This window comes from Enterobacter sp. DTU_2021_1002640_1_SI_PRY_ASU_LCPMC_013 (genome assembly GCF_032389435.1).
Taxonomy (GTDB): domain Bacteria; phylum Pseudomonadota; class Gammaproteobacteria; order Enterobacterales; family Enterobacteriaceae; genus Enterobacter; species Enterobacter hormaechei_C.
The window spans coordinates 3903654-3926577 of record NZ_CP135594.1 but is presented as its reverse complement, the minus strand read 5'-3'; the positions used below and the strand labels follow the sequence as shown (position 1 = coordinate 3926577).

Sequence of the window (22924 nt, the reverse complement as noted above, 5' to 3'; positions counted from 1 at the left end):
ACAACATCTTGTGGTGACAGATGAACAGTGGTTATCTGCATTTTCCGGAATTCGATCCGGTTATTTTCTCAATAGGACCTGTAGCGCTGCACTGGTACGGTCTGATGTACCTGGTGGGCTTCGTCTTTGCCATGTGGCTTGCTGGCCGTCGCGCCAGTCGTCCGGGCAGCGGCTGGACGAAGAACGAAGTGGAAAACCTGCTTTATGCCGGCTTCCTCGGCGTGTTCCTGGGCGGTCGCATCGGTTATGTCCTGTTCTATAATTTCCCGGTATTCCTGAACGACCCGCTCTATCTGTTCCGCGTCTGGGACGGCGGCATGTCTTTCCACGGCGGGTTGATTGGTGTGATCCTGGTCATGGTGATCTTCGCCAGACGGACCAAACGGAACTTCTTCCAGGTGGCTGATTTTATTGCGCCGTTAATCCCGTTTGGGCTGGGCGCAGGGCGTCTGGGCAACTTCATCAACGGTGAACTGTGGGGGCGTGTCGATCCGAGCGTGCCGTTTACCATGCTGTTCCCGGGCTCCCGCGCGGAGGATATCGCGCTGCTGCCTTCGCATCCTGAGTGGCAGTCCATTTTCGATACCTACGGCGTTCTGCCGCGCCATATGTCACAGCTCTATGAGCTGGCGCTGGAAGGCGTGGTGCTGTTCATCATCCTGAATCTGTATATCCGCAAACCGCGCCCAATGGGGGCTGTCTCTGGTCTGTTCCTGATTGGCTACGGCGCGTTTCGTATCATCGTCGAGTTCTTCCGCCAGCCGGATGCGCAGTTTACCGGGGAATGGGTACAGTACATCAGCATGGGGCAGATCCTCTCCATCCCGATGATTGTCGCGGGTGCCATTATGATGATTTGGGCGTATCGTCGTCGTCCACAGCAACAACTTTCCTGAGGAATCATGAAACAGTATCTTGAATTGATGAAAAAAGTGCTCGACGAGGGCACGCCGAAAAACGACCGCACCGGCACCGGTACGCTCTCCATTTTTGGCCACCAGATGCGCTTCAATCTGCAAGAAGGCTTTCCTCTGGTGACAACGAAGCGCTGCCATCTGCGCTCGATCATTCATGAACTGCTCTGGTTCCTGCAAGGCGATACCAACGTTGCTTATCTGCATGAAAACAATGTCTCCATCTGGGACGAGTGGGCAGATGAGAACGGCGACCTGGGCCCGGTATACGGCAAGCAATGGCGCGCGTGGCCTACCCCGGACGGCCGCCATATTGACCAGATCACGACCGTCATGAACCAGCTGAAAAATGACCCGGACTCGCGCCGTATTATTGTTTCTGCCTGGAACGTGGGTGAACTGGATAAAATGGCGCTCGCGCCTTGCCACGCGTTTTTCCAGTTCTACGTGGCGGACGGCAAGCTCTCCTGCCAGCTCTATCAACGCTCCTGCGACGTATTCCTCGGCCTGCCGTTTAACATCGCCAGCTACGCGCTGTTGGTGCACATGATGGCGCAGCAGTGCGATCTTGAAGTGGGCGATTTTGTCTGGACGGGCGGTGATACCCACCTCTACAGCAATCATATGGAACAGACGCATCTCCAGCTGACGCGCGAACCGCGTGCATTGCCGAAGCTGGTGATCAAACGTAAACCGGAATCGATCTTCGATTACCGTTTTGATGATTTCGAGATTGAGGGTTACGACCCGCATCCCGGCATTAAAGCTCCTGTCGCCATCTGATACGGCAAATCCTGACACAACCGGTGCTCTTTAGCGCCGGTTTTTTTTCACGCCCGTTTTGTTTTTCGAGCCTGTTTCCAGAGATGATGCAACGCGTTGCAACGGGTGAAAATCTCCGGAAAGCGGCTCGTAAAGTTCTGGTTTGACGCTCGCACCGTTTCTGCTATTCCACCACACTCCTGCCATGAAAAACGAACAAGGCTTTACGCTTATCGAAACCCTTATCGCCGTTTCGCTGACAGTGATCCTCAGCGCCACAGGGCTCTATGGCTGGGACCGCTGGCAGCAGCGGCAGCGGCTTTGGCAAACCGCCTGCCAGGTGCGGGATTACCTGGTGTTTTTGCGCAATGACGCCAACCGTCACAACAGCGAGCACAGGATCGCGCTGCATAACGACGGTGAAAAGGAGTGTCTGGCCAGTTCAGCGGTGACCGGTTGTGACAGCGGCGGACCGTTCGTGATGAAGCCGATGTGGCCCGAGGTCACGATAAGCGACATAACTCCTGCGCTGGGATTTTACGGTTTAAGGGATACCGCATGGGCCGGACATATCCGCGTGCAGAGCCGCGCTGGTGGGTGGTGGGTTATTGTCTCAAATGGCGGACGTATCAGGCTGTGTAATGCCGCAGGAGAAGGTGCATGCCAGTAAATCGAAAAGGGTTTTCCCTGCTGGAAGTGCTTATTGCGATGACGATAAGCAGCATTCTGTTACTCAGCACGTCACGTTTTTTACCGGGGCTACAGCGGGGTGTTTTACTGCAATCCGGACAGCAGGAGCTGGAGGATGAGGTCTGGCAACGTCTGTTCGCGATCGGTAAACAGTTTCAGAGGGCAGGATATTGTGCAGGGCATTGCCAGGGGCAGGGGATGATCATCGGCAGGCAAGGACGATGTGCGATTGTGCTATGGGATGCGAACAGCAACGGCCAGTGGGATAGCACCGCGTCAGAAAACGACAGTACGGGATTCCGGCTTGAGTCCGGATCGCTTGAAACGCTACGGGGCGCCACATCCTGTGACGGTAAGGGATGGGATAAGCTCACCGACCCGGATCGGGTCCTGATAGAGCAATTTATGGTCACTAAAACCGATCATGATGGCTTTGCGCCGGTCATCAGTATCGAGCTGCGTGCCCGCCGTAAAGGTGAACTGACCGCACCCTTTTCGGCTTGCCATACCGTAACGGGGTTTAATCTGTGAATCGTCAGCGGGGCATGTCATCGCTGGCGCTGGTCCTGCTGTTGCTGGTGCTCGGCACGCTGATCCTCACCGGATTAAATCAGCAGCTGCAAACCTTTAGCACGCTGGTGAGTGGCGAGAGTTTGTCTGTTCGCCAGCAGGCTGCCGTGCAATCTGCACTGGAGTGGGGGCGCGTTCAGGAATGGGTTTTACAGCCAGAGGTTCAGTGCAAACAGACACAACGTTTGCGGGTCTGTATAAGGCTGTTTGGGGCGCGTGTGTTGCTTATTGCCGGCAATGACAATCTATTGCTATGGCGAGGCGGGGACATCTCGGAGGGGCAGATACGCTTTTCCGCCCACGGCTGGAGTGATTTCTGCCCCCTTAAGGAAAGTACGCTATGTCAGTTACCCTGAGCAGACAAAAAGGATTTAGCATGGTTGAGGTTTTGCTGGCAATGATGTTGCTGGTTGTGGTTGTGATGGCGTTATCCGGCTATCATCGCGCGCTGGCAGCCCGGTATGCGGCGCTTAGCCAGTATCGTCAGCTATGGCATCATGCGTGGAATCAGTCGCAGATCTCAACATTAACGCTCCCGCCGGGCTGGCAGGTCAGTCGGGGGCAGACAACACAGTCCGGATGTGTCAGCATCACGGTCACACTTATTTCTCCTATGGGGCGGCAGGGCGCGTTGACGCGTCTGCATTGCCCGGTTAGCCGCTAGTCGGGAGCGTTTATGCTAAGGGTTTACCACTCAAATCGTCTGGATGTGCTGGAAGCACTGATGGAGTATATCGTTGAGCAAGAGCGTCTTGACGATCCGTTTGAGCCAGAAATGGTGCTGGTGCAGAGCACCGGTATGGCGCAGTGGCTGCAAATGTCCCTTTCGCAGAAATTTGGCATTGCGGCCAACATCGATTTTCCGCTGCCCGCGAGCTTTATCTGGGAGATGTTTGTTCGCGTCCTGCCGGATATTCCTGAGCAGAGCGCCTTCAACAAACAAAGTATGGCCTGGAAACTGATGACGCTGCTGCCGGACATGCTGGCGCATGATGAGTTTGCCATGCTGCGGCACTATCTGAATGACGACACCGACAAGCGTAAACTTTTCCAGCTGGCCTCACGTACTGCCGACCTCTATGACCAGTATCTGGTTTACCGTGCAGAATGGCTGATTCGCTGGGAAGCGGGAGAATTAGTCGATGGGTTACCGGAAGCGCAAATCTGGCAGGCGCCGCTCTGGAAAGCGCTGGTCGAGCATACCGGAAAACTCGGTCAGCCTAAGTGGCACCGTGCTAACTTGTACGATCGCTTTATCTCAATACTCGAGAACAGCGCAGAACGGCCAGCCCGTTTGCCGTCACGCGTGTTCATTTGCGGTATCTCCGCGTTGCCGCCTGTCTACCTGAACGCGCTAAAAGCGCTCGGTAAGCACACTGATATCCATATCCTCTTTACCAACCCGTGTCGGCACTATTGGGGGGATATTCAGGATCCGCGCTGGCTTTCACGGCTGGTTACCCGTCAGAGAAAACGCCTCTTTGAAGAGCGCGCCGTGCCGCTGTTTAAAGACAGTGAAAACGCGGCGCAGCTTTTTGATGAAGAGGGGATTCAGAACCTGCCGAACCCGCTGCTTGCCTCGTGGGGCAAGCTCGGACGCGACTATATTTATCTGCTTTCAGATATCACCTCTTCGGGAGAAGGGGATGTGGATGCATTTGCGGATATTACGCCGGACAGCCTGCTGCACAATATTCAGCTTGATATTCTGGATTTAGAAAACCGTGCCGTTGCCGGGATCACTGCCGAAGAGTTTGCGCGAAGCGATAAGAAGCGAAAACTGGATCCTGACGATCGCAGTATCGCGATCCACGTTTGCCACAGCCCACAGCGTGAAGTTGAAATTCTTCATGACCGCCTGCTGGCCATGTTACAGGACGATCCAACCCTGACACCACGCGATATCGTGGTGATGGTGGCGGATATCGACAGCTACAGCCCGTTTATTCAGGCGGTATTTGGCAGCGCAACGGGCGACCGCTATCTGCCCTACGCAATCTCTGACCGTCGCGCTCGTCAGTCACACCCGGCGCTACAGGCCTTTATCAGCCTGCTTTCGCTGCCTGATAGCCGGTTTATCTCTGAGGATGTGCTGGCACTGCTGGATGTGCCTGTTCTGGCCGCACGTTTCAACATTAACGAAGAGGGGTTGCGCTATCTGCGCCAGTGGGTCAACGAATCTGGTGTCCGCTGGGGTATCGACGATGATAACGTCCAGGAGTTCGAACTGCCTGCAACCGGGCAGCATACCTGGCAGTTTGGCCTGACGCGTATGCTGCTGGGGTATGCGATGGAGAGCATCCACGGCGAATGGAATGACGTGCTGCCGTACGATGAGTCCAGTGGGTTAATCGCAGAACTGGTTGGTCACTTAGCCTCGTTGCTGATGCAGCTCAACCGCTGGCGCCGTGCGTTGATGCAGCCCCGCCCGCTCGAAGAGTGGCTGCCAGTTTGCCGTGAAATGCTGAATGATTTCTTCCTGCCGGATAGCGAAACTGAAGCCGCTATGGCGCTTATTGAGAAGCAGTGGCAGGCCATCGTTGATGAGGGGGTTGATTCGCACTATCACGAGGCCGTTCCCCTTTCGCTTCTGCGTGATGAGCTGACGCAACGTCTCGATCAGGAGCGCATCAGCCAGCGCTTCCTTGCGGGGCCGGTGAATATTTGTACCCTGATGCCAATGCGTTCAATCCCGTTCAAAGTGGTCTGTCTGCTTGGCATGAACGACGGTATTTATCCGCGTGCGCTTCCACCTCTGGGTTTTGATCTCATGAGCGCACAACCGAAGCGGGGCGACCGCAGCCGCCGCGATGATGACCGTTATCTCTTTCTTGAGGCGCTGATGTCTGCGCAAAGCAGGCTGTATATCAGCTATATCGGTCGTTCAATTCAGGACAACAGCGAGCGTTTCCCGTCTGTGCTGGTGCAGGAGCTGGTGGATTACATCGGACAGAGTCACTATCTGCCGGGCGATGAAGCCTGCAACTGCGACGAAAGCGAACGTCGGGTGATAGCGCATATCACCTGTCACCATAGCCGTATGCCGTTTGATCCTGTCAATTACGTTCCTGATGAACTGCAAAGCTACGCCCGCGAGTGGCTTCCCGCCGCGAAGAAAGCGGGGACGCCGCAAACCGATTTTATTCAGACGCTCGAGCCGCGCGTCATAGATACCCTCTCGTTTGAGCAGCTACAGCGTTTTTGGGCGCACCCGGTCCGGGCTTTTTTCCAGCAACGCTTGCAGGTGAATTTCCGCTCTGAAGAGAGCGAAATCCCCGATGCGGAACCGTTTATTCTTGATGGGCTGGAGCGTTTTAAGCTTAATTCCCAGCTTCTGAATGCGCTGGTTGACGAAGAAGACGCCAGTAAACTGTTCCGACGTTACAGGGCGTCGGGATTACTTCCGTATGGTGCATTCGGCGAAATCGTCTGGGATGCCCAGTGCGAGGAGATGCGAGCGCTTGCTGACCGCGTTATCGCGTGTCGGCAGCCGGCGAGCAGCATTGAAATCGATCTCGATTGTAACGGTATGCACCTCAGCGGCTGGCTCACGCACGTGCAGTCTGACGGGCTGCTGCGCTGGCGGCCATCCATGCTCAGCGTTTCACATGGCCTGCAACTCTGGCTCGAACATCTTGTCTACAGTGCGAGTGGTCACGAAGGTGAAAGCCGGTTGTTTGTACGTAAGGACGGCGAATGGCGTTTCCCGCCGATGGAGCCTGAGCAGGCGTTGACGTATCTGTCGCTTTATATTGAAGGTTACCGTCAGGGCATGAACAAACCTCTGCTTTTGCTGCCTGAAAGTGGGGGGGCGTGGATAAAAGCCTGTTACGACGCGCAGAATGATGCCATGTTAACGGATGAGGCTTCGCTCCAGAAAGCGCGCAGCAAGTTTTTGCAGGCCTACGAAGGGAACATGATGGTACGTGGCGAAGGTGACGATGTCTGGTATCAACGTTTATGGCGAACGCTGGAGCCAGAATATTTCGACATTATCACCCAGGAGGCGCAACGCTACCTGTTACCGTTGTTCAAATTTAATCAGTCCTGAGTGCTGTATAAAAATTGCGCAGTATGAGGTGTTCATTTATGATGCACCACTTATCACGGACTGATGTACCCAAAGAAAGAGATGCTGGCGTGTCCAGCACGCACGTTGTTAATGATGTAGCCGTGATAAAGAGGTCGTAATGCCAGGCAGCACCTTGTTCAAAGCGTTTGTTTTGTTTATCGCCCTTTGGGCTCCCGTCACTCAGGCCGATTCCGGTTGGCAACCTGTCAAGGAAACAATTCGTAAGAGCGATAAGGACACCCGTGAGTATCAGGCGATTCGTCTTGATAACGGGATGACCGTGCTGCTGGTTTCCGATCCTCAGGCGGTGAAATCGCTCTCCGCGCTGGTTGTGCCGGTGGGTTCGCTGGAAGATCCTGACGCCCATCCTGGACTGGCTCACTACCTTGAGCACATGACGCTAATGGGCTCTAAAAAATACCCACAGCCTGACAGCCTGTCCGAATTTCTGAAAATGCATGGCGGCAGCCACAACGCCAGTACCGCGCCGTATCGCACCGCGTTTTACCTGGAAGTGGAAAATGATGCGCTTGATGGGGCGGTGGACCGTCTGGCGGATGCCATCGCCGCACCGCTGCTGGATAAAAAATACGCTGACCGTGAACGTAATGCCGTGAACGCCGAACTGACGATGGCGCGCACGCGAGACGGTATGCGCATGGCGCAGGTTAGCGCTGAAACCATCAATCCGGCGCACCCGGGTTCGCGCTTCTCAGGCGGCAACCTTGAAACGCTGAGCGACAAGCCCGGTAGCCCGGTGCTCGATGCGCTGCATGCGTTTCGTGAAAAATACTATTCCGCCAATCTGATGAAAGCGGTTATCTACAGCAATAAACCGTTGCCGACGCTGGCAAACATGGCCGCGCAGACCTACGGCAGGGTGCCAAATAAAAATATCGATCTGCCGCAGATTAACGTGCCGGTTGTCACGGACGCGCAAAAAGGCATTGTTATTCACTATGTGCCGGCCTTGCCGCGCAAGGTGTTACGCGTTGAATTCCGTATTGATAACAACACGGCGCAGTTCCGCAGCAAAACCGACGAGCTGGTGACGTATCTTATCGGCAACCGCAGCCCGGGTACCCTCTCCGACTGGCTGCAAAAGCAGGGGCTGGTGGAAGGTATTCGCGCTGACTCCGATCCCGTTGTAAATGGGAATAGCGGCGTGCTGGCCATCTCCGCGACGCTGACCGATAAAGGGCTGGCTCACCGGGACGACGTCGTTGCGGCCATTTTCAGTTACCTCTCTCTGCTGCGCGACAAAGGGGTCGATAAACGCTACTTTGACGAGCTGGCGCACGTGCTGGATCTCGATTTCCGCTATCCCTCTATCACGCGTGATATGGACTACGTTGAGTGGCTGGCAGATACCATGATCCGCGTGCCGGTGGAACATACGCTGGATGCGGTAAATATTGCCGACCAGTATGACGCTGGAGCGCTCAAAGCGCGTCTGGCGATGATGACTCCGCAGAATGCCCGCGTCTGGTATATCAGCCCGAACGAACCGCATAACAAAATGGCCTATTTCGTTGATGCCCCGTATCAGGTTGAAAAAATCAGCGAACAGACCTTCGCGGGCTGGCAGAAAAAGGCGGGGGAAATTGCGCTGAAGTTACCGGAGCTTAACCCCTACATCCCGGACGATTTCTCGCTGATCAAACCCGCAAAGGCGTATCCGCACCCGGAGCTGATTGTTGATGAGCCGACGCTGCGCGTGGTCTACACCCCAAGCCGCTATTTCGCCGACGAGCCAAAAGCGGATGTTAGCGTGGTGCTGCGTAACCCCAAAGCAATGGACAGCGCCAGAAACCAGGTGCTGTTTGCGCTTAACGATTATCTGGCCGGTATTGCTCTCGATCAGCTCAGCAACCAGGCTGCCGTTGGTGGTATCAGTTTCTCCACCAATGCCAATAACGGCCTGATGGTGAATGCCAACGGCTATACCCAGCGTTTGCCGCAGCTGTTCCAGGCGCTGCTGGACGGTTATTTCAGCTATACGCCTACGGAAGAACAGCTCGAGCAGGCTAAGTCCTGGTATGCCCAGATGATGGATTCTGCCGAGAAGGGTAAAGCCTACGATCAGGCGATTATGCCAGCACAGATGCTGTCGCAAATTCCGTACTTCCAGCGCGAAGATCGCCGCGCGTTATTGCCCTCAGTCACCTTAAAAGAGGTGCTGGCTTACCGTGATGCGCTGAAAACCAATACCCGTCCGGAGTTCCTGGTTGTAGGGAATATGAGCGAAGATCAGGCTAAAACGCTGGCGCAAAACGTCCGTGCGCAACTGGGTTCAAAAGGCGATGAGTGGTGCCGTAACCAGGATGTGCTGGTAGAGAAAAAGCAGAACGTGATCTTCGAAAAAGCGGGAAGCAGCACGGATTCCGCGCTGGCCGCGGTGTTTGTCCCTGTCGGTTATGACGAATTTACCAGCTCTGCCCAGAGTGCGGTTCTCGGTCAAATTATTCAGCCGTGGTTTTACAACCAGCTGCGCACCGAAGAGCAGCTGGGCTATGCGGTATTCGCTTTCTCTATGAATGTGGGCCGTCAGTGGGGGCTGGGCTTCCTTCTGCAAAGCAGCGACAAGCAACCCGCTTACCTGTGGCAGCGTTATCAGGCGTTCTTCCCGCAGGCGGAAGCAAAACTGCGCGCCATGAAGCCGGAAGAGTTTGCCCAAATCCAGCAGGCGGTTATCGCCCAGGTGATGCAGCCGCCGCAGACGCTGGGTGAAGAGGCCTCGCAGCTGAGCAAAGATTTTGATCGCGGTAATATGAAATTTGATTCGCGTGATAAAATAGTGGCCGAAATAAAACAGCTGACGCCACAAAAGGTTGCCGATTTCTTCCATCAGGCGGTAGTAAAACCGCAGGGTATGGCCATCCTGTCTCAGGTTTCTGGCAGCCAGAACGGGAAAACGGACTACGTAAAATCAAAAGAGTGGACCGTCTGGAAGAGCGTCAGCGCGCTGCAACAAACTATGCCCTGGAGTAAGAAAGAATGACCCATACCGCTGAGCCGCTTGATCCCCTAAGTTTACCTCTACAGGGTGAGCGACTGATTGAAGCCTCAGCGGGAACGGGAAAAACCTATACCATCGCCGCGCTCTATCTGCGTTTGCTGTTGGGGCTCGGCGGCAACGCCGCTTTTTCGCGCCCGTTAAGCGTGGAAGAGCTGCTGGTGGTAACCTTCACCGAAGCGGCCACTGCCGAGCTGCGTGGCCGTATTCGCAGCAACATTCATGAGCTGCGCATCGCCTGTTTGCGTCAGACGACGGATAACCCCCTCTACGCGAGCCTGCTGGACGAGATTGCGGATAAGCAACAGGCTGCGCAATGGCTGCTGCTGGCCGAGCGGCAAATGGATGAAGCGTCCGTCTTCACCATTCACGGTTTTTGTCAGCGCATGCTGAGCCTGAATGCGTTTGAATCCGGCATGCTCTTTGAGCAGCAGCTTATTGAAGATGAATCCGAGCTTCGCTATCAGGCCTGTGCGGATTTCTGGCGTCGTCACTGTTATCCATTGCAGCGCGACATTGCCGAAGCGGTTCACGCCCTGTGGAAAGGTCCGGAAGAGCTTCTTCGCGCCATCGACCGTTACCTGCAAGGCGAAGCGCCGGTCATTAAATCTCCGCCGCCTGCCGATGAAACGCTGGCCTCGCGCCATGAAAAGATCGTCGCCAAAATTGCGGCGCTTAAGCAGAAGTGGAATGAGTCGGTCGGTGAAATTGATGCAATCATCGAAAACTCAGGCATCGACAGACGCAAGTTCAACCGTGGGAACCAGGGGAAGTGGATCGAAAAGATCAGCGCCTGGGCCCAGGAGGAGACGCGGGGCTACCAGCTTCCGGACGCACTGGAAAAGTTTTCGCAGCGCTTTTTGACCGAGCGAACCAAAGCCGACGGTATTGTGCCTGAGCATCCCCTGTTTGTGGCGATTGATGCGCTGCTTGCGGAGCCATTAACGCTCAATGACCTGATGATCACCCGCGCCATGACGGAGATCCGCCAGGCCGTCGCGCGCGAAAAACGTCGCCGGGGTGAGCTGGGGTTTGATGACATGCTGAGCCGCCTGGACGAGGCGCTGTCCAGCGAGAATGGTGAAGCGCTCGCCAGCGCGATCCGTACCCGTTTTCCGGTGGCGATGATTGACGAATTTCAGGACACCGACCCTCAGCAGTACCGCATTTTTCGCCGCATCTGGCGACAGCAGCCCGACACTGCTCTGTTGTTGATTGGCGACCCTAAACAGGCGATTTACGCCTTCCGTGGGGCAGATATCTTCACCTATATGAAAGCCCGTAGTGAGGTTGTCGCGCATTACACGTTAGACACTAACTGGCGTTCCGCGCCGGGGATGGTTGAGAGCGTCAATGCGCTGTTCAGCCGTATGGAGACGGCGTTCATGTTCAATGAAATCCCTTTCCTGCCAGTGAAATCCGCCCCAAAAAACGCATCCCTGCGCTTCGAAGTCAGTGGCGCGGTGCAACCCGCCATGACCTTCTGGCTGCTGGAAGGGGAAGGCTATGGGGTTGCCGACTATCAGGCGGCGATGGCGCAGCACTGCGCCGCGCAAATCCGTGACTGGCTGAGCGCAGGCGCGCGCGGCGAGGCGCTGCTGTGGAAGGGGGAACAGGCGAATCCTGTTAAAGCCTCTGATATTACCGTGCTGGTGCGCAGTCGTCAGGAAGCGGCGTTAATCCGCGATGCGCTAACGTTGCTGGATATTCCGTCAGTGTATCTTTCTAACCGCGACAGCGTGTTCGACACGCTGGAAGCCCAGGAAATGCTCTGGCTGCTTCAGGCGGTGCTGGCCCCGGAGCGCGAAAATACGCTTCGAAGCGCGCTGGCCAGCTCTATGCTGGGGTTGAACGCGCGCGATATTGATGAGCTCAACCATGACGAAAACGCATGGGATACAGTGGTGGAAGAGTTTGTCCATTACCGTGAACGCTGGCAAAAACGCGGCGTCATGGCGATGCTGCGCGAATTGATGACGCGGCGTCAGATTGCCGAAAATATGCTGGCGTCATCCGGCGGTGAAAGGCGTATTACCGATATTTTACACATCAGCGAACTGTTGCAGGAAGCCGGCACCCAGCTTGAAAGTGAACATGCCCTCGTGCGCTGGCTGGCGCAGCAAATCGCGGATCCAAACAGTAACGCCTCAAGCCAGCAGATGCGTCTTGAGAGCGATAAGCATCTGGTGCAAATCGTCACCATTCACAAATCGAAAGGTCTTGAGTATCCGCTGGTCTGGCTGCCCTTTATCGCGAACTACCGCGTTCAGGATCAGGCCTATTATCATGACCGCGAGACTTTCGATGCGGTGCTCGATCTCAGCAAGGCGGAAACCAGCGTTGAGCTGGCGGAAGCGGAGCGTCTGGCGGAGGATTTGCGCCTGCTTTACGTGGCGCTGACCCGTTCTGTCTGGCATTGCAGCCTGGGCGTCGCGCCGGTTTTCCGCCGTCGCGGGGAGAAAACAGGGGAGAGCGATTTCCATTTAAGCGCCTTAGGGCGGCTTGTTCAGCGTGGTGAGCCGAAAGATGCGGCGGGGTTGCGCCTCTGTATTGAGTCGCTTTGCGGAGACGATATCGCCCTCCATATCCCTTCTCTGCCAGACAACAGCCGCTGGGAAATGGCGCAAGAGCCCGCGACCGATCTTAACGCGCGCCAGATCACACGGGTGCTTGCCGACGACTGGCGCGTCACCAGCTATTCTGGCCTGCAACAGCACGGGCAAAGTATTGCGCAGGATCTCATGCCGAAGCTGGACGTGGATGCCGCAGGGGTGGGCGATGTTCCGGTTGAACCGACGTTAACTCCACATCAGTTCCCACGCGGCGCGTCGCCGGGCACCTTTTTGCACAGCCTCTTTGAAGAGCTTGATTTCACCCAGCCTGTCAGTGAGGAGTGGGTGCTGAAGATGTTGCAGAGCGGAGGCTATGACGCGCACTGGCAGCCCGTTCTCACTGACTGGATCAACGCCATTTTGCAGGCGCCGCTGACGACGCAGGGCTTCTCTCTTCGCCAGTTAACGGCCAAAAATAAGCAGGTTGAGATGGAGTTTTATCTGCCCGTCGCAGGCCCGCTTAAGGCCGACGCGCTCGATGCGCTCATCCGTCAGTACGATCCGCTGTCAGCCGGTTGCCCGCCGCTGAACTTCCGTCAGGTGCAGGGCATGCTGAAAGGGTTTATCGACCTGGTCTTCCGTCACGAAGGACGGTACTACCTGCTGGATTACAAATCGAACTGGCTGGGCGAGAACAGCGAAGCCTATACCCAGCAGGCGATGGCGGCAGCCATGCAAATGCATCGCTACGATCTGCAATATCAGCTCTATACCCTGGCGCTGCACCGCTATTTGCGCCACCGTATTGCGGATTATCGCTACGACGATCATTTTGGCGGTGTCATCTATCTGTTCCTGCGCGGGGTTGATGCTGCCGATCCGCGCTCCGGGATCTTCAGCACTCGTCCGGATGCGGAATTGATTAATAAAATGGATAACCTGTTTGCAGCAAACACGGAGGAGATGGCATGACGATGCAGGACTTATTGCTGGATGCGGTAGAGCAACGCATGCTGCGTCAGCTGGACGTTCAGTTTGCCATGATGATTGCCGCTGACCAGCCCGCCGTGATGCTTGCCGCTGCCCTGTTGAGTAAAGATGCCGGAGAGGGGCATGTGTGTCTGCCGCTCTCGCGTCTGGTGGTTGACGAGAAAATGCCGCCTGTCCTCCAGTCCTGCTTTGCGCTGCTGGGAGATAAGGTGGACTGGCAGAAAATCTTGCGTGAATCGTCAGCCGTCGGGCCGGGAGACAACCAGGCACCGCTGATCCTGACGGGGGAGCGCTTATACCTGAACCGCCTGTGGCGAAACGAACTGACGGTAGCGCGTTTCTTTAGTGAGACCAATGCGCCGCTTCCCTGCGACGAAGCACAGCTTCGCCAGACGCTGGACAGGCTGTTTGACTCCGGTGAGGCCACAGACTGGCAGAAAGTGGCGGCAGCCGTCGCCCTGACGCGGCGGATCTCGGTGATATCCGGCGGCCCGGGAACCGGGAAAACAACGACCGTCGCAAAGCTGCTGGCAGCTCTGATAGAGCTTTCAGGCGAGCAGCGATGCCGTATTCGTCTGGCGGCGCCCACCGGGAAGGCCGCGGCGCGTCTGACCGAATCACTGGGCGGGGCGATGCAACGGCTGCCGCTCACCCAGGAGCAGCTTGCGCTTTTCCCGGGTGAAGCAAGTACTCTGCACCGTCTGCTCGGCGCGCAGCCGGGTAGCCAGCGGCTGCGCTACCATGCGGGCAATCCGCTGCATCTGGACGTGCTGGTGGTGGATGAAGCCTCCATGATCGACCTGACCATGATGTCGCGCCTGATCGATGCGCTACCACCCCATGCGCGCGTGGTTTTCCTGGGCGATCGCGATCAGCTCGCCTCTGTAGAAGCCGGGGCGGTGCTGGGAGATATCTGTACCTACGCCAGTTACGGTTATACCGCCGCGCGGGCGCAGGAGCTCGCCCGTCTGACCGGTTGCTCGCTTGAACCCGATCACACGCCGATCGCGGGCGCACTGCGTGACAGCCTGTGCCTGCTGCAAAGAAGCTACCGTTTCGGTAGCGACTCCGGCATCGGCCAGCTGGCTGCGGCGGTCAACCGTGGCGACAGGCACGCCACGCGCACGGTGTTTGACGGTTCCTTCACTGACATTGAAAAGAAATCGCTGCAAAGCGGGGAAGAGTATCAGGCTATGCTTGAGGAGGCTCTCCAGGGATACCAGCATTTTCTGAGCTGCGTGCAGCAGCGCAGTCAGCCCGGGCAGGTCATCGCCGCATTTGGCGAATACCAGCTTCTGTGCGCATTGCGGGAAGGGCCGTTTGGCGTCGCGGGCCTGAACGACAGGCTGGAGCAGTTGCTGGTGCAGAAGCGCAAAATTAACCGTCAGCTGCATTCGCGATGGTATGAGGGCCGGCCAGTGATGATCTCCCGCAACGACAGTGCGCTGGGGCTGTTCAACGGGGATATCGGCATTGCGCTCGATCGCGGCAACGGTCTGCGCGTCTGGTTCCAGCTACCGGACGGTAGCGTGAAGTCCGTCCAGCCCAGCCGCCTGCCAGAGCATGAAACGGCATGGGCGATGACGGTACATAAATCTCAGGGCTCCGAGTTCAACCATGCGGCGCTGATCCTGCCGACACAGCTGTCGCCGGTAGTGACCCGCGAGCTGGTCTACACCGCCATTACCCGTGCGCGCCAGCGTCTGTCGCTGTATGCGGATGAGCGCGTGCTGGGTCAGGCGATTGCCACCCGTACCGAGCGCAGAAGCGGATTAAGCGCGATTTTTGAATCTGTCTGAGTGAACGCCCTCTCCAGCAGGAGAGGGTGATTGTTATCCCAGGTCCGCCATTAACACCTTCGAGCGGCGCTGGTAGTTGTACATCTCTTTCTTACTTTCCGGCAGGGAATCAATATCCACCGGCGTGAAGCCGCGCTCCTGGAACCAGTGAATGCTGCGCGTGGTAAGCACGAACAGCTTGCTCAGACCCATCTGGCGCGCCTGTGCCGCCACGCGTTCAAGCAGCAGTTCCCCCCGTGAGGAGCTACGGTAATCAGGATGCACGGCGACGCACGCCATTTCGCCAATCTGCTCTTCCGGGAACGGATAAAGCGCCGCACAGGCTATGGTCAGGTTATCGCGCTGAATGATGGTGAACTTGTCGATCTCCATCTCCAGCTGTTCGCGGGAGCGGCGAACCAGAATGCCCTGTTGTTCCAGCGGACGGATCAGCTCCAGAATGCCGCCGATATCGTTGATGGTGGCACGGCGGATCTGCTCGGCGCTCTCCATGACGATCTGCGTACCGATCCCGTCCCGGGAGAACAGCTCCTGCAACAGCGCGCCGTCTTCCTGATAGCTGATCAGGTGGCTGCGGCGCACCCCGCTACGGCACGCTTTAACGGCGCCGCGCAGAAAACGCACGGTACCGGAATAGTAATCGCCTTCTGCTTCCAGCGCTTCGACGCGCGCCTGGGCTTCATTCGGAAAAAGTTCTGGCACAATCACGCCCTCATCGTTCACGACACCCTGTGAGGAGCAAAAGCCGATCATTTTTTCCGCTTTCAGCTTGATGGCCAGCTGGGTGGCAATCTCTTCTGAGGTCAGATTAAAACTTTCACCCGTTACGGAGACGGCAACAGGGCCCATCAGAACGATCGCGCCATTGTCTAACTGGCGGTGAATGGCTTCTTCATCAATACGGCGGATGCGGCCGCTGTGGCAGTAGTCCACGCCATCGTCCACGCCGAGCGGCTGAGCGATGATAAAGTTGCCGCTCACCACGTTGATGTGCGCGCCCTGCAACGGCGTATTGTTCAGACTCATCGACAGGCGGGCGGTGATATCGAGCTGCAACAGACCCGCCGCCTGTTTGACCAGCTCGAGGGTTTTCGCATCCGTCACGCGCGTGTGTTTGTGGTAGATCGGCTCATGGTGATGGGCGGCCAGGTTGGCTTCAATTTGCGGACGTGCGCCATACACCACCACCAGACGGATGCCGAGGCTGTGCAGCAGGCCGATATCATTGACGATGCTGGAAAAGTTTTCATGCTCAATGGCTTCGCCGCCAAGCATGGTGACAAACGTTTTTCCCCGATGGGTGTTGATATAGGGAACAGAATGGCGGAATCCCTGGACCAGTTCGGTTCTACGTTCCTTAACCATGACACAACCCTTAGTGAATGTTTATTCGTAATTTCTGTATTTTTATTCGATTGTGGCCGCGTGTGCAAGCCTAAATTTTCTGCGACCCACAGAAAATAATAAGTAATCCGTGCGTTAACGTATGATTGTTTACCCTTTTATAGATGACAGTTTATGCGTCATTCGTTAAAGTTTTCGGTCAATTTGGGCGTTTTGTTCATCAATCAGATTTCTTGCTCGGGAGAAGCATGTCGGGATCCAATTCAGCAATAAGCCGCCGCCGCCTGTTAAAAGGGGCCGGGGCGATGTGGTTGCTTAGCGTCAGCCAGGTGGGTCTTGCCGCCACAAGCCAGGTAGTCGCGGTGCGCGTCTGGCCGTCGTCGACCTATACGCGCGTGACGGTCGAGTCCAATCGCGTGCTGAAATACAAGCAATTTGCCCTCAGCAATCCTGAACGTGTGGTGGTTGATCTCGAAGGTGTGAACCTCAACTCCGTGCTTAAAGGCATGGCAGCTCAGATCCGTGGCGACGATCCGTTTATTAAATCGGCGCGCGTCGGGCAGTTCGATCCGCAAACCGTGCGCATGGTGTTTGAGCTGAAGCAGAACGTGAAACCTCAGCTCTTTGCCCTTGCGCCTGTAGCCGCCTTTAAGGAGCGTCTGGTGATGGATCTCTATCCGGCGAATGCGACGGATATTCAGGATCCGCTCCTGGCATTACTTGAGGATTACAACAAAGGCGATCTCGACAGCCAGGTTCCGCCAGCGCAAAGTGGCCCACAGCCGGGCAAGGCGGGGCGCGATCGCCCGATTGTGATCATGCTCGATCCTGGCCACGGCGGAGAAGATTCCGGCGCCGTCGGGAAATATCGCACCCGCGAAAAAGATGTGGTGCTGCAAATTGCCCGTCGTCTGAAGGCCTTGATCGACAAAGAGGGCAATATGCGCGCCTACATGACGCGTAACGAAGATGTCTTTATCCCGCTGAAGGTCCGCGTGGCAAAAGCGCAAAAGCAGCGCGCGGATCTGTTTGTCTCTATTCACGCGGATGCCTTCACCAGCCGCCAGCCGAGTGGATCTTCAGTGTTTGCCCTGTCAACGAAAGGGGCGACCAGTACCGCCGCGAGATACCTGGCGGACACGCAGAACGCCTCGGATTTAATTGGTGGCGTGAGCAAAAGTGGCGACCGTTACGTCGACCATACGATGTTTGATATGGTGCAGTCGCTGACCATTACCGACAGCCTGAAGTTTGGTAAAGCGGTGCTGGGCAAGCTGGGCCGGGTCAACAAGCTGCACAAAAACAGCGTCGAGCAGGCCGGATTTGCGGTACTGAAAGCGCCAGATATTCCATCCATTCTGGTCGAAACCGCGTTTATCAGTAACGTGGAAGAGGAACGTAAGCTCAAGACGGCTAAATTCCAGCAGGAAGTGGCGGAGTCGATTCTGGCGGGGATCCGGGCCTACTTCTCAGACGGGGAAACGCTGGCGCGGCGGGGGTAGGGCATTAAGCCGGGTATCATGCCCGGCATTTTCACAAACGCCAGATACAAAAAAACACCCTTCAGGGTGTTTATTGTTTTAAGAAGTGTTGGTTGCGGGGGCCGGATTTGAACCGACGACCTTCGGGTTATGAGCCCGACGAGCTACCAGGCTGCTCCACCCCGCGTCCGTCTTTCTACACTTGTAGAAACTTACTTCTTCAAATTTGATTGGTTGCGGGGGCCGGATTTGAACCGACGACCTTCGGGTTATGAGCCCGACGAGCTACCAGGCTGCTCCACCCCGCGTCCGTCTTTCTACAGTCGTAGAAGATACTTCATCAAATTTTAATTGGTTGCGGGGGCCGGATTTGAACCGACGACCTTCGGGTTATGAGCCCGACGAGCTACCAGGCTGCTCCACCCCGCGTCCGTGGAAGCGCACTATACTCGGATAGGTTTGTGATGCAACCCCTTTTTCACATAATTCATTATTTTGTATGCAAAATGAACGGCAAAAGCCACTTTGGACTATTTTTTGTGCAGAATTTGCCAAAGGGAAGGCGATTGCATTTCATTAACACGGTGGGTTTGTTATCTTCATCTCGCGGAATTGGGCAACTAAAAGACGAGATATAATGAAAGGACGTTGGGCGAAGTATCTGATGACAGGCGCAATGGTGGCGATTCTTGCGGCCTGCTCTTCCAAACCGACCGATCGCGGTCAACAGTATAAAGACGGGAAGTTATCCCAGCCTTTCTCTTTAGTTAACCAGCCAGACGCCGTGGGCGCTCCGATCAATGCCGGAGACTTCTCCGAGCAGGTTTACCAGATCCGCACTGCTTCTCCGCGTTTATACGGTTCGCAGAACAATGTCTATAGCGCCGTGCAGGACTGGCTGCGTGCAGGCGGTGATACCCGCAATATGCGCCAGTTTGGTATCGATGCCTGGCAGATGGAGGGGGCGGATAACTACGGTAACGTCCAGTTTACCGGTTACTACACTCCGGTTGTCCAGGCGCGCCACACACGCCAGGGCGAGTTCCAGTATCCCATTTACCGTATGCCGCCGAAACGCGGTCGTCTGCCGTCCCGCGCCGAGATCTACGCTGGCGCGCTGAGCGAAAATTACGTGCTGGCCTACAGCAACTCGCTGATGGACAACTTCATTATGGACGTGCAGGGCAGCGGCTATATTGATTTTGGCGACGGCTCGCCGCTGAACTTCTTTAGCTACGCCGGGAAAAATGGCCATGCCTATCGCAGCATCGGTAAGGTGCTCATCGACCGTGGCGAAGTGAAACGAGAAGATATGTCGATGCAGGCGATCCGCGAGTGGGGCGAAAAACACAGCGAAGCGGAAGTGCGTGAGCTGCTTGAGCAGAACCCATCGTTTGTCTTCTTCAAACCGCAGAACTTTGCGCCGGTGAAAGGGGCGAGCGCCGTCCCGCTGATTGGCCGCGCTTCTGTAGCATCGGATCGTTCGATTATCCCGGCAGGTACTACGCTGCTGGCGGAAGTTCCACTCCTCGACAACAACGGCAAATTCAACGGCAAGTATGAATTACGCCTGATGGTGGCGCTGGACGTGGGTGGGGCGATCAAAGGCCAGCACTTCGACATTTATCAGGGCATCGGCCCGGATGCCGGCCATCGTGCAGGCTGGTATAACCACTACGGACGCGTGTGGGTGCTGAAGGCAGCGCCGGGTACCGGAAACGTATTCAGCGGCTGATTGTGGTATTCTGAGGGCAAGACGGATTACGGTTCAGGGTGAGGAATACCTCACCCTTTTTACATCTGAGGTTTTATGTCTGTGGTAATCAGCGATGCCTGGCGCCAGCGTTTCGGCGGCACGGCACGGTTATATGGTGAAAAAGCCCTGCAACTGTTCGCGGATGCGCATGTCTGCGTGGTGGGCATTGGTGGTGTGGGTTCGTGGGCGGCAGAAGCGCTGGCGAGAACCGGCATTGGCGCAATTACGTTGATTGATATGGATGACGTCTGCGTCACTAACACTAACCGTCAGATCCACGCCCTGCGTGATAACGTCGGTCTGGCGAAGTCCGAGGTGATGGCGGAGCGTATTCGTCTCATCAACCCGGAGTGTAGGGTGACGGTGATCGACGACTTTGTGACGGCAGATAACGTCGCGGAGTACATGAGCAAAGGCTACAGCTATGTGATTGATGCCATCGACAGCGTGCGGCCAAAAGCGGCGCTGATCGCTTACTGTCGTCGTTACAAGGTGCCGCTGGTGACAACGGGCGGCGCGGGTGGACAAATTGATCCGACGCAGATCCAGGTGGCGGATCTGGCGAAGACCATTCAGGATCCGCTGGCCGCTAAGCTGCGCGAGCGCTTAAAAAGCGACTTCAACGTGGTGAAAAATAGCAAAGGCAAGCTGGGCGTGGACTGTGTGTTCTCGACAGAAGCGCTGGTTTATCCGCAGGCGGATGGTTCGGTCTGTGCAATGAAAAGCACGGCGGAAGGGCCAAAGCGGATGGATTGTGCCTCAGGGTTTGGAGCGGCCACCATGGTGACCGCCACCTTCGGCTTTGTGGCGGTCTCTCACGCCCTGAAGAAGATGATGGCGAAGGCGGAACGTCAGACCTGAGTCTGACGGGCGGCATCCAGCACCGCGTCGTTTAGCGCAATCAGTCCCTGACCGCGTGAGGCGCTAAGCTGCGCGCGAAGTCCCAGCTCATCAAACAGCGCCAGCGGAGAATGCGCCAGCAGCTCTGCGGCGCTTTTCCCTTCGATTGCGGTCAACAGCACCGCCAGCAGACCGCGAACAATGCGTCCCTCGCTGTCGCCGAAGAAATGCAGTTTCTCACCGGATACGCTAAACCCAAGCCAGACGCGGTTCTCGCAGCCTGCGATCTCCTTCGCCTGTGATTTCAGCTCGTCTGACAGCGTGGGCAACTGTTTGCCCAGCAGGATCAGCTGACGATATTTATCTTCCCACTGCGTGAGCGGGACGAAGGTCTGTTTTAACGTCTCTTCAGTAATAACGGTGCCGAACGGGTGTCCGGCTAAAGCTGAACTTGTCATTAATCCACCAGTAATTCCAGGGCGCGGTCGACGGCGGAAACCAGCGCATCGACGTCGCTTTTTGTATTGTACGGTGCAAACGAGGCGCGCAGGGTACCGCTCACGCCAATAGCCGCCAGCAGCGGCTGGGCGCAGTGCTGTCCGGCACGCATGGCAATGCCATATCCGGCAAGCAACGTCACCATGTCGCTATGGTGCACGCCCGCGAAATCAAAGGCGAGCAGGCTGGAGTCCTGGACGCGGAACGAGCGAAAACCCGGACGTTTTTTCAGTTCTTCTTCCGCCAGCGTCGCCAGACCCCGGCTCCAGCTTTCAGCCTGAACCACGTCCGTTTCTGCCAGCCATTCGAGCGCTGCGCTCAGACCGATAACCCCGGCCACGTTTGGGGTACCGGCTTCCAGGCGGTAGGGTACATCCTGCGTTTTAAAACCGTCGAAGGTGACTTCGGTAATCATCTTGCCGCCGCCGAGCCACGGCGTCATCCGGGCCAGCAGTTCAGCTTTGCCGTACAGCGCGCCGATACCGGTTGGCCCGTACAATTTGTGTCCTGAGAAGGCATAGAAGTCGATATCCAGCGCCTGAACGTCAGCCGGAAAATGCACCACACCCTGCGCACCGTCGACCATCACCACCACGCCGCTGGCATGGGCAATCTCAATGGCACGCGCCAGATCCGGGCAGCCGCCGGTGACGTTGGACATCTGCCCCAGCGCCAGAATACGGCTGCGCGGCGTAATCAGCTCAGGCAGACGCGCCACGTCAGGCAGGAAGTCCGCACCCAACGGGAGCTTTACAACCTGTGCCCCGGTTTGTTCGGCCACCATCAGCCAGGGTACCAGGTTGGCGTGGTGTTCCGCCTCGCTGACGATGATCTCATCCCCGGGCTGCAACAGCGGACGCGCGTAACATTGCGCCACCATGTTAATGGCCTCGGTGGTGCCCCGCGTCCAGACGATGTTCTTACCGCTGTCAGCATTGATCAGGCGCGCGACCTGATCCCGTGCGGCTTCGTATTGCGCCGTTAAGCGCTGCGCGTCGGCATACTGGCTGCGGTGCACGTTCCCGGCGCTCAGGCTGTAAAACTGGCGGGTTGCCTCAATCACCGCCTGCGGTTTAAGGGCCGTGGCGGCGCTATCAAGATAAATGCCGGCATCGGCCAGCGCAGGAAACTGTGCGCGAAACTGCGCAGGACTGAAAGCGTTCATGGAATTCCTCATATCGATTCTACGATCGTCGCGCAAATTCATCGGCAGGGCAAGGAAGTTGATATCTATCAGATTTGTCTGCTTATCCTGGCGAGTCTGAAAAAGCAGGTTATGCTAAATAGTGTTAGGCGGATGTTTTAGCCTGTTATAAATCGAGGTTTGAATAGCATTAATTGCTAAAGGAGATAATCATGAAAAAGACAGCTGCAATCATTTCTGCCTGTGCGTTGACCTTTGCCCTGAGCGCCTGTTCTGGTAATAACTACGTAATGCATACCAACGATGGTCGATCTATCGTCTCTGAAGGGAAACCGACAACCGATAATGATACCGGGATGATTTCATACAAAGATGCTAACGGGAACAAACAGCAGATCAACCGCAGTGATGTGAAAGAGATGAAGGAAATCGAGCATTAACAGTTAGATAAGCGAAAAAAAAAAGCACCGCAAGTTGGCGGTGCTACATTAATCAC

The 22924-nt window shown here is 56.3% G+C and carries 17 protein-coding genes and 3 tRNA genes; 14 read left to right on the top strand and 6 right to left on the bottom strand.

The features are described from left to right. Positions 1-20 precede the first annotated feature (20 nt). The 10 genes from lgt to recD all read left to right on the top strand — a co-directional run bounded on the left by lgt (position 21) and on the right by recD (position 15365). Positions 21-896, top strand: a complete 876-nt coding sequence (lgt, locus tag RS584_RS18725; protein WP_003862787.1) for a prolipoprotein diacylglyceryl transferase — start codon at positions 21-23, stop codon at positions 894-896. Positions 897-902: 6 nt separating this feature from the next. Then, complete coding sequence (gene thyA, locus RS584_RS18720) at positions 903-1697, top strand: thymidylate synthase (protein WP_015571751.1); 795 nt, start codon at positions 903-905, stop codon at positions 1695-1697. 184 nt (positions 1698-1881) lie between these two features. After that, entirely contained in the window at positions 1882-2346 is a 465-nt protein-coding gene (locus RS584_RS18715; RefSeq protein WP_315748443.1) for a prepilin peptidase-dependent protein, read from the top strand. Further along, entirely contained in the window at positions 2337-2897 is a 561-nt protein-coding gene (locus RS584_RS18710; protein WP_315748442.1) for a prepilin peptidase-dependent protein, read from the top strand. Before RS584_RS18715 ends, RS584_RS18710 begins: the two co-directional genes overlap by 10 nt. Next, the gene (locus RS584_RS18705) at positions 2894-3292 is read left to right on the top strand and encodes a DUF2509 family protein (protein ID WP_033487600.1); all 399 of its coding nucleotides are present in this window, start codon (positions 2894-2896) and stop codon (positions 3290-3292) included. Before RS584_RS18710 ends, RS584_RS18705 begins: the two co-directional genes overlap by 4 nt. Continuing rightward, complete coding sequence (locus tag RS584_RS18700) at positions 3277-3600, top strand: prepilin-type N-terminal cleavage/methylation domain-containing protein (RefSeq protein WP_023295356.1); 324 nt, start codon at positions 3277-3279, stop codon at positions 3598-3600. The genes RS584_RS18705 and RS584_RS18700 overlap by 16 nt, the downstream gene beginning before the upstream one ends. Positions 3601-3612: 12 nt before the next feature. Then, on the top strand, positions 3613-6987 hold the full coding sequence (gene recC / locus RS584_RS18695) for an exodeoxyribonuclease V subunit gamma (protein WP_315748441.1): 3375 nt from the start codon (positions 3613-3615) through the stop codon (positions 6985-6987). Between the two features lie 139 nt (positions 6988-7126). Further along, positions 7127-10009: a pitrilysin gene (gene ptrA, locus RS584_RS18690; RefSeq protein ID WP_023304348.1), complete on the top strand. Its 2883-nt coding sequence runs from the start codon at positions 7127-7129 to the stop codon at positions 10007-10009. Then, a complete protein-coding gene (gene recB, locus RS584_RS18685) occupies positions 10006-13548 on the top strand; it encodes an exodeoxyribonuclease V subunit beta (protein ID WP_315748440.1) in 3543 nt (1180 codons plus the stop codon). Before ptrA ends, recB begins: the two co-directional genes overlap by 4 nt. Beyond that, positions 13545-15365, top strand: a complete 1821-nt coding sequence (gene recD, locus RS584_RS18680) for an exodeoxyribonuclease V subunit alpha (RefSeq protein WP_315748439.1) — start codon at positions 13545-13547, stop codon at positions 15363-15365. Before recB ends, recD begins: the two co-directional genes overlap by 4 nt. Before the next feature lie 33 nt (positions 15366-15398). Here recD and argA read toward each other — a convergent pair whose 3' ends face one another. Then, positions 15399-16730, bottom strand: coding sequence for an amino-acid N-acetyltransferase (argA, locus tag RS584_RS18675; protein WP_315748438.1), 1332 nt, complete (start codon positions 16728-16730; stop codon positions 15399-15401). A gap of 227 nt (positions 16731-16957) precedes the next feature. On the opposite strand from argA, the gene amiC reads away from it, so the two are divergent. Next, a complete protein-coding gene (gene amiC / locus RS584_RS18670; RefSeq protein WP_017382840.1) occupies positions 16958-18211 on the top strand; it encodes an N-acetylmuramoyl-L-alanine amidase AmiC in 1254 nt (417 codons plus the stop codon). Positions 18212-18300: 89 nt separating this feature from the next. Here the strand turns inward: amiC and RS584_RS18665 are convergent. The 3 genes from RS584_RS18665 to RS584_RS18655 all read right to left on the bottom strand — a co-directional run bounded on the left by RS584_RS18665 (position 18301) and on the right by RS584_RS18655 (position 18619). Then, positions 18301-18377: transfer RNA gene (locus RS584_RS18665), tRNA-Met, on the bottom strand. A gap of 44 nt (positions 18378-18421) precedes the next feature. Next, a tRNA-Met gene (locus RS584_RS18660) sits at positions 18422-18498 on the bottom strand. Positions 18499-18542: 44 nt separating this feature from the next. After that, positions 18543-18619: transfer RNA gene (locus RS584_RS18655), tRNA-Met, on the bottom strand. A gap of 208 nt (positions 18620-18827) precedes the next feature. Here RS584_RS18655 and mltA point away from each other — a divergent pair. Together mltA and tcdA are read left to right on the top strand one after the other, a co-directional pair. Beyond that, positions 18828-19925, top strand: coding sequence for a murein transglycosylase A (gene mltA, locus RS584_RS18650; protein ID WP_015571742.1), 1098 nt, complete (start codon positions 18828-18830; stop codon positions 19923-19925). 75 nt (positions 19926-20000) lie between these two features. Beyond that, on the top strand, positions 20001-20807 hold the full coding sequence (tcdA, locus tag RS584_RS18645) for a tRNA cyclic N6-threonylcarbamoyladenosine(37) synthase TcdA (protein WP_193042451.1): 807 nt from the start codon (positions 20001-20003) through the stop codon (positions 20805-20807). On the opposite strand, the gene csdE is transcribed toward tcdA, so the two are convergent. Both csdE and csdA read right to left on the bottom strand, forming a co-directional pair. Continuing rightward, complete coding sequence (csdE, locus tag RS584_RS18640; protein WP_193042450.1) at positions 20798-21244, bottom strand: cysteine desulfurase sulfur acceptor subunit CsdE; 447 nt, start codon at positions 21242-21244, stop codon at positions 20798-20800. The genes tcdA and csdE overlap by 10 nt on opposite strands. Continuing rightward, positions 21244-22449, bottom strand: coding sequence for a cysteine desulfurase CsdA (gene csdA, locus RS584_RS18635; protein ID WP_086626075.1), 1206 nt, complete (start codon positions 22447-22449; stop codon positions 21244-21246). Before csdA ends, csdE begins: the two co-directional genes overlap by 1 nt. Before the next feature lie 191 nt (positions 22450-22640). Between csdA and RS584_RS18630 the strand changes: the two genes are divergently transcribed. Further along, a complete protein-coding gene (locus tag RS584_RS18630; RefSeq protein ID WP_015571738.1) occupies positions 22641-22868 on the top strand; it encodes a YgdI/YgdR family lipoprotein in 228 nt (75 codons plus the stop codon). Positions 22869-22924 lie beyond the last annotated feature (56 nt).

Excerpts from the sequence above, each read along its gene's own strand:
- lgt (WP_003862787.1), top strand. The coding sequence starts at position 21 with ATGAACAGTGGTTATCTGCATTTTCCGGAATTCGATCCGGTTATTTTC.
- thyA (WP_015571751.1), top strand. The coding sequence starts at position 903 with ATGAAACAGTATCTTGAATTGATGAAAAAAGTGCTCGACGAGGGCACG.
- RS584_RS18715 (WP_315748443.1), top strand. The coding sequence starts at position 1,882 with ATGAAAAACGAACAAGGCTTTACGCTTATCGAAACCCTTATCGCCGTT.
- RS584_RS18710 (WP_315748442.1), top strand. The coding sequence starts at position 2,337 with ATGCCAGTAAATCGAAAAGGGTTTTCCCTGCTGGAAGTGCTTATTGCG.
- RS584_RS18700 (WP_023295356.1), top strand. The coding sequence starts at position 3,277 with ATGTCAGTTACCCTGAGCAGACAAAAAGGATTTAGCATGGTTGAGGTT.
- recC (WP_315748441.1), top strand. The coding sequence starts at position 3,613 with ATGCTAAGGGTTTACCACTCAAATCGTCTGGATGTGCTGGAAGCACTG.
- ptrA (WP_023304348.1), top strand. The coding sequence starts at position 7,127 with ATGCCAGGCAGCACCTTGTTCAAAGCGTTTGTTTTGTTTATCGCCCTT.
- recB (WP_315748440.1), top strand. The coding sequence starts at position 10,006 with ATGACCCATACCGCTGAGCCGCTTGATCCCCTAAGTTTACCTCTACAG.
- recD (WP_315748439.1), top strand. The coding sequence starts at position 13,545 with ATGACGATGCAGGACTTATTGCTGGATGCGGTAGAGCAACGCATGCTG.
- argA (WP_315748438.1), bottom strand. The coding sequence starts at position 16,730 with ATGGTTAAGGAACGTAGAACCGAACTGGTCCAGGGATTCCGCCATTCT.
- amiC (WP_017382840.1), top strand. The coding sequence starts at position 16,958 with ATGTCGGGATCCAATTCAGCAATAAGCCGCCGCCGCCTGTTAAAAGGG.
- mltA (WP_015571742.1), top strand. The coding sequence starts at position 18,828 with ATGAAAGGACGTTGGGCGAAGTATCTGATGACAGGCGCAATGGTGGCG.
- tcdA (WP_193042451.1), top strand. The coding sequence starts at position 20,001 with ATGTCTGTGGTAATCAGCGATGCCTGGCGCCAGCGTTTCGGCGGCACG.
- csdE (WP_193042450.1), bottom strand. The coding sequence starts at position 21,244 with ATGACAAGTTCAGCTTTAGCCGGACACCCGTTCGGCACCGTTATTACT.
- csdA (WP_086626075.1), bottom strand. The coding sequence starts at position 22,449 with ATGAACGCTTTCAGTCCTGCGCAGTTTCGCGCACAGTTTCCTGCGCTG.
- RS584_RS18630 (WP_015571738.1), top strand. The coding sequence starts at position 22,641 with ATGAAAAAGACAGCTGCAATCATTTCTGCCTGTGCGTTGACCTTTGCC.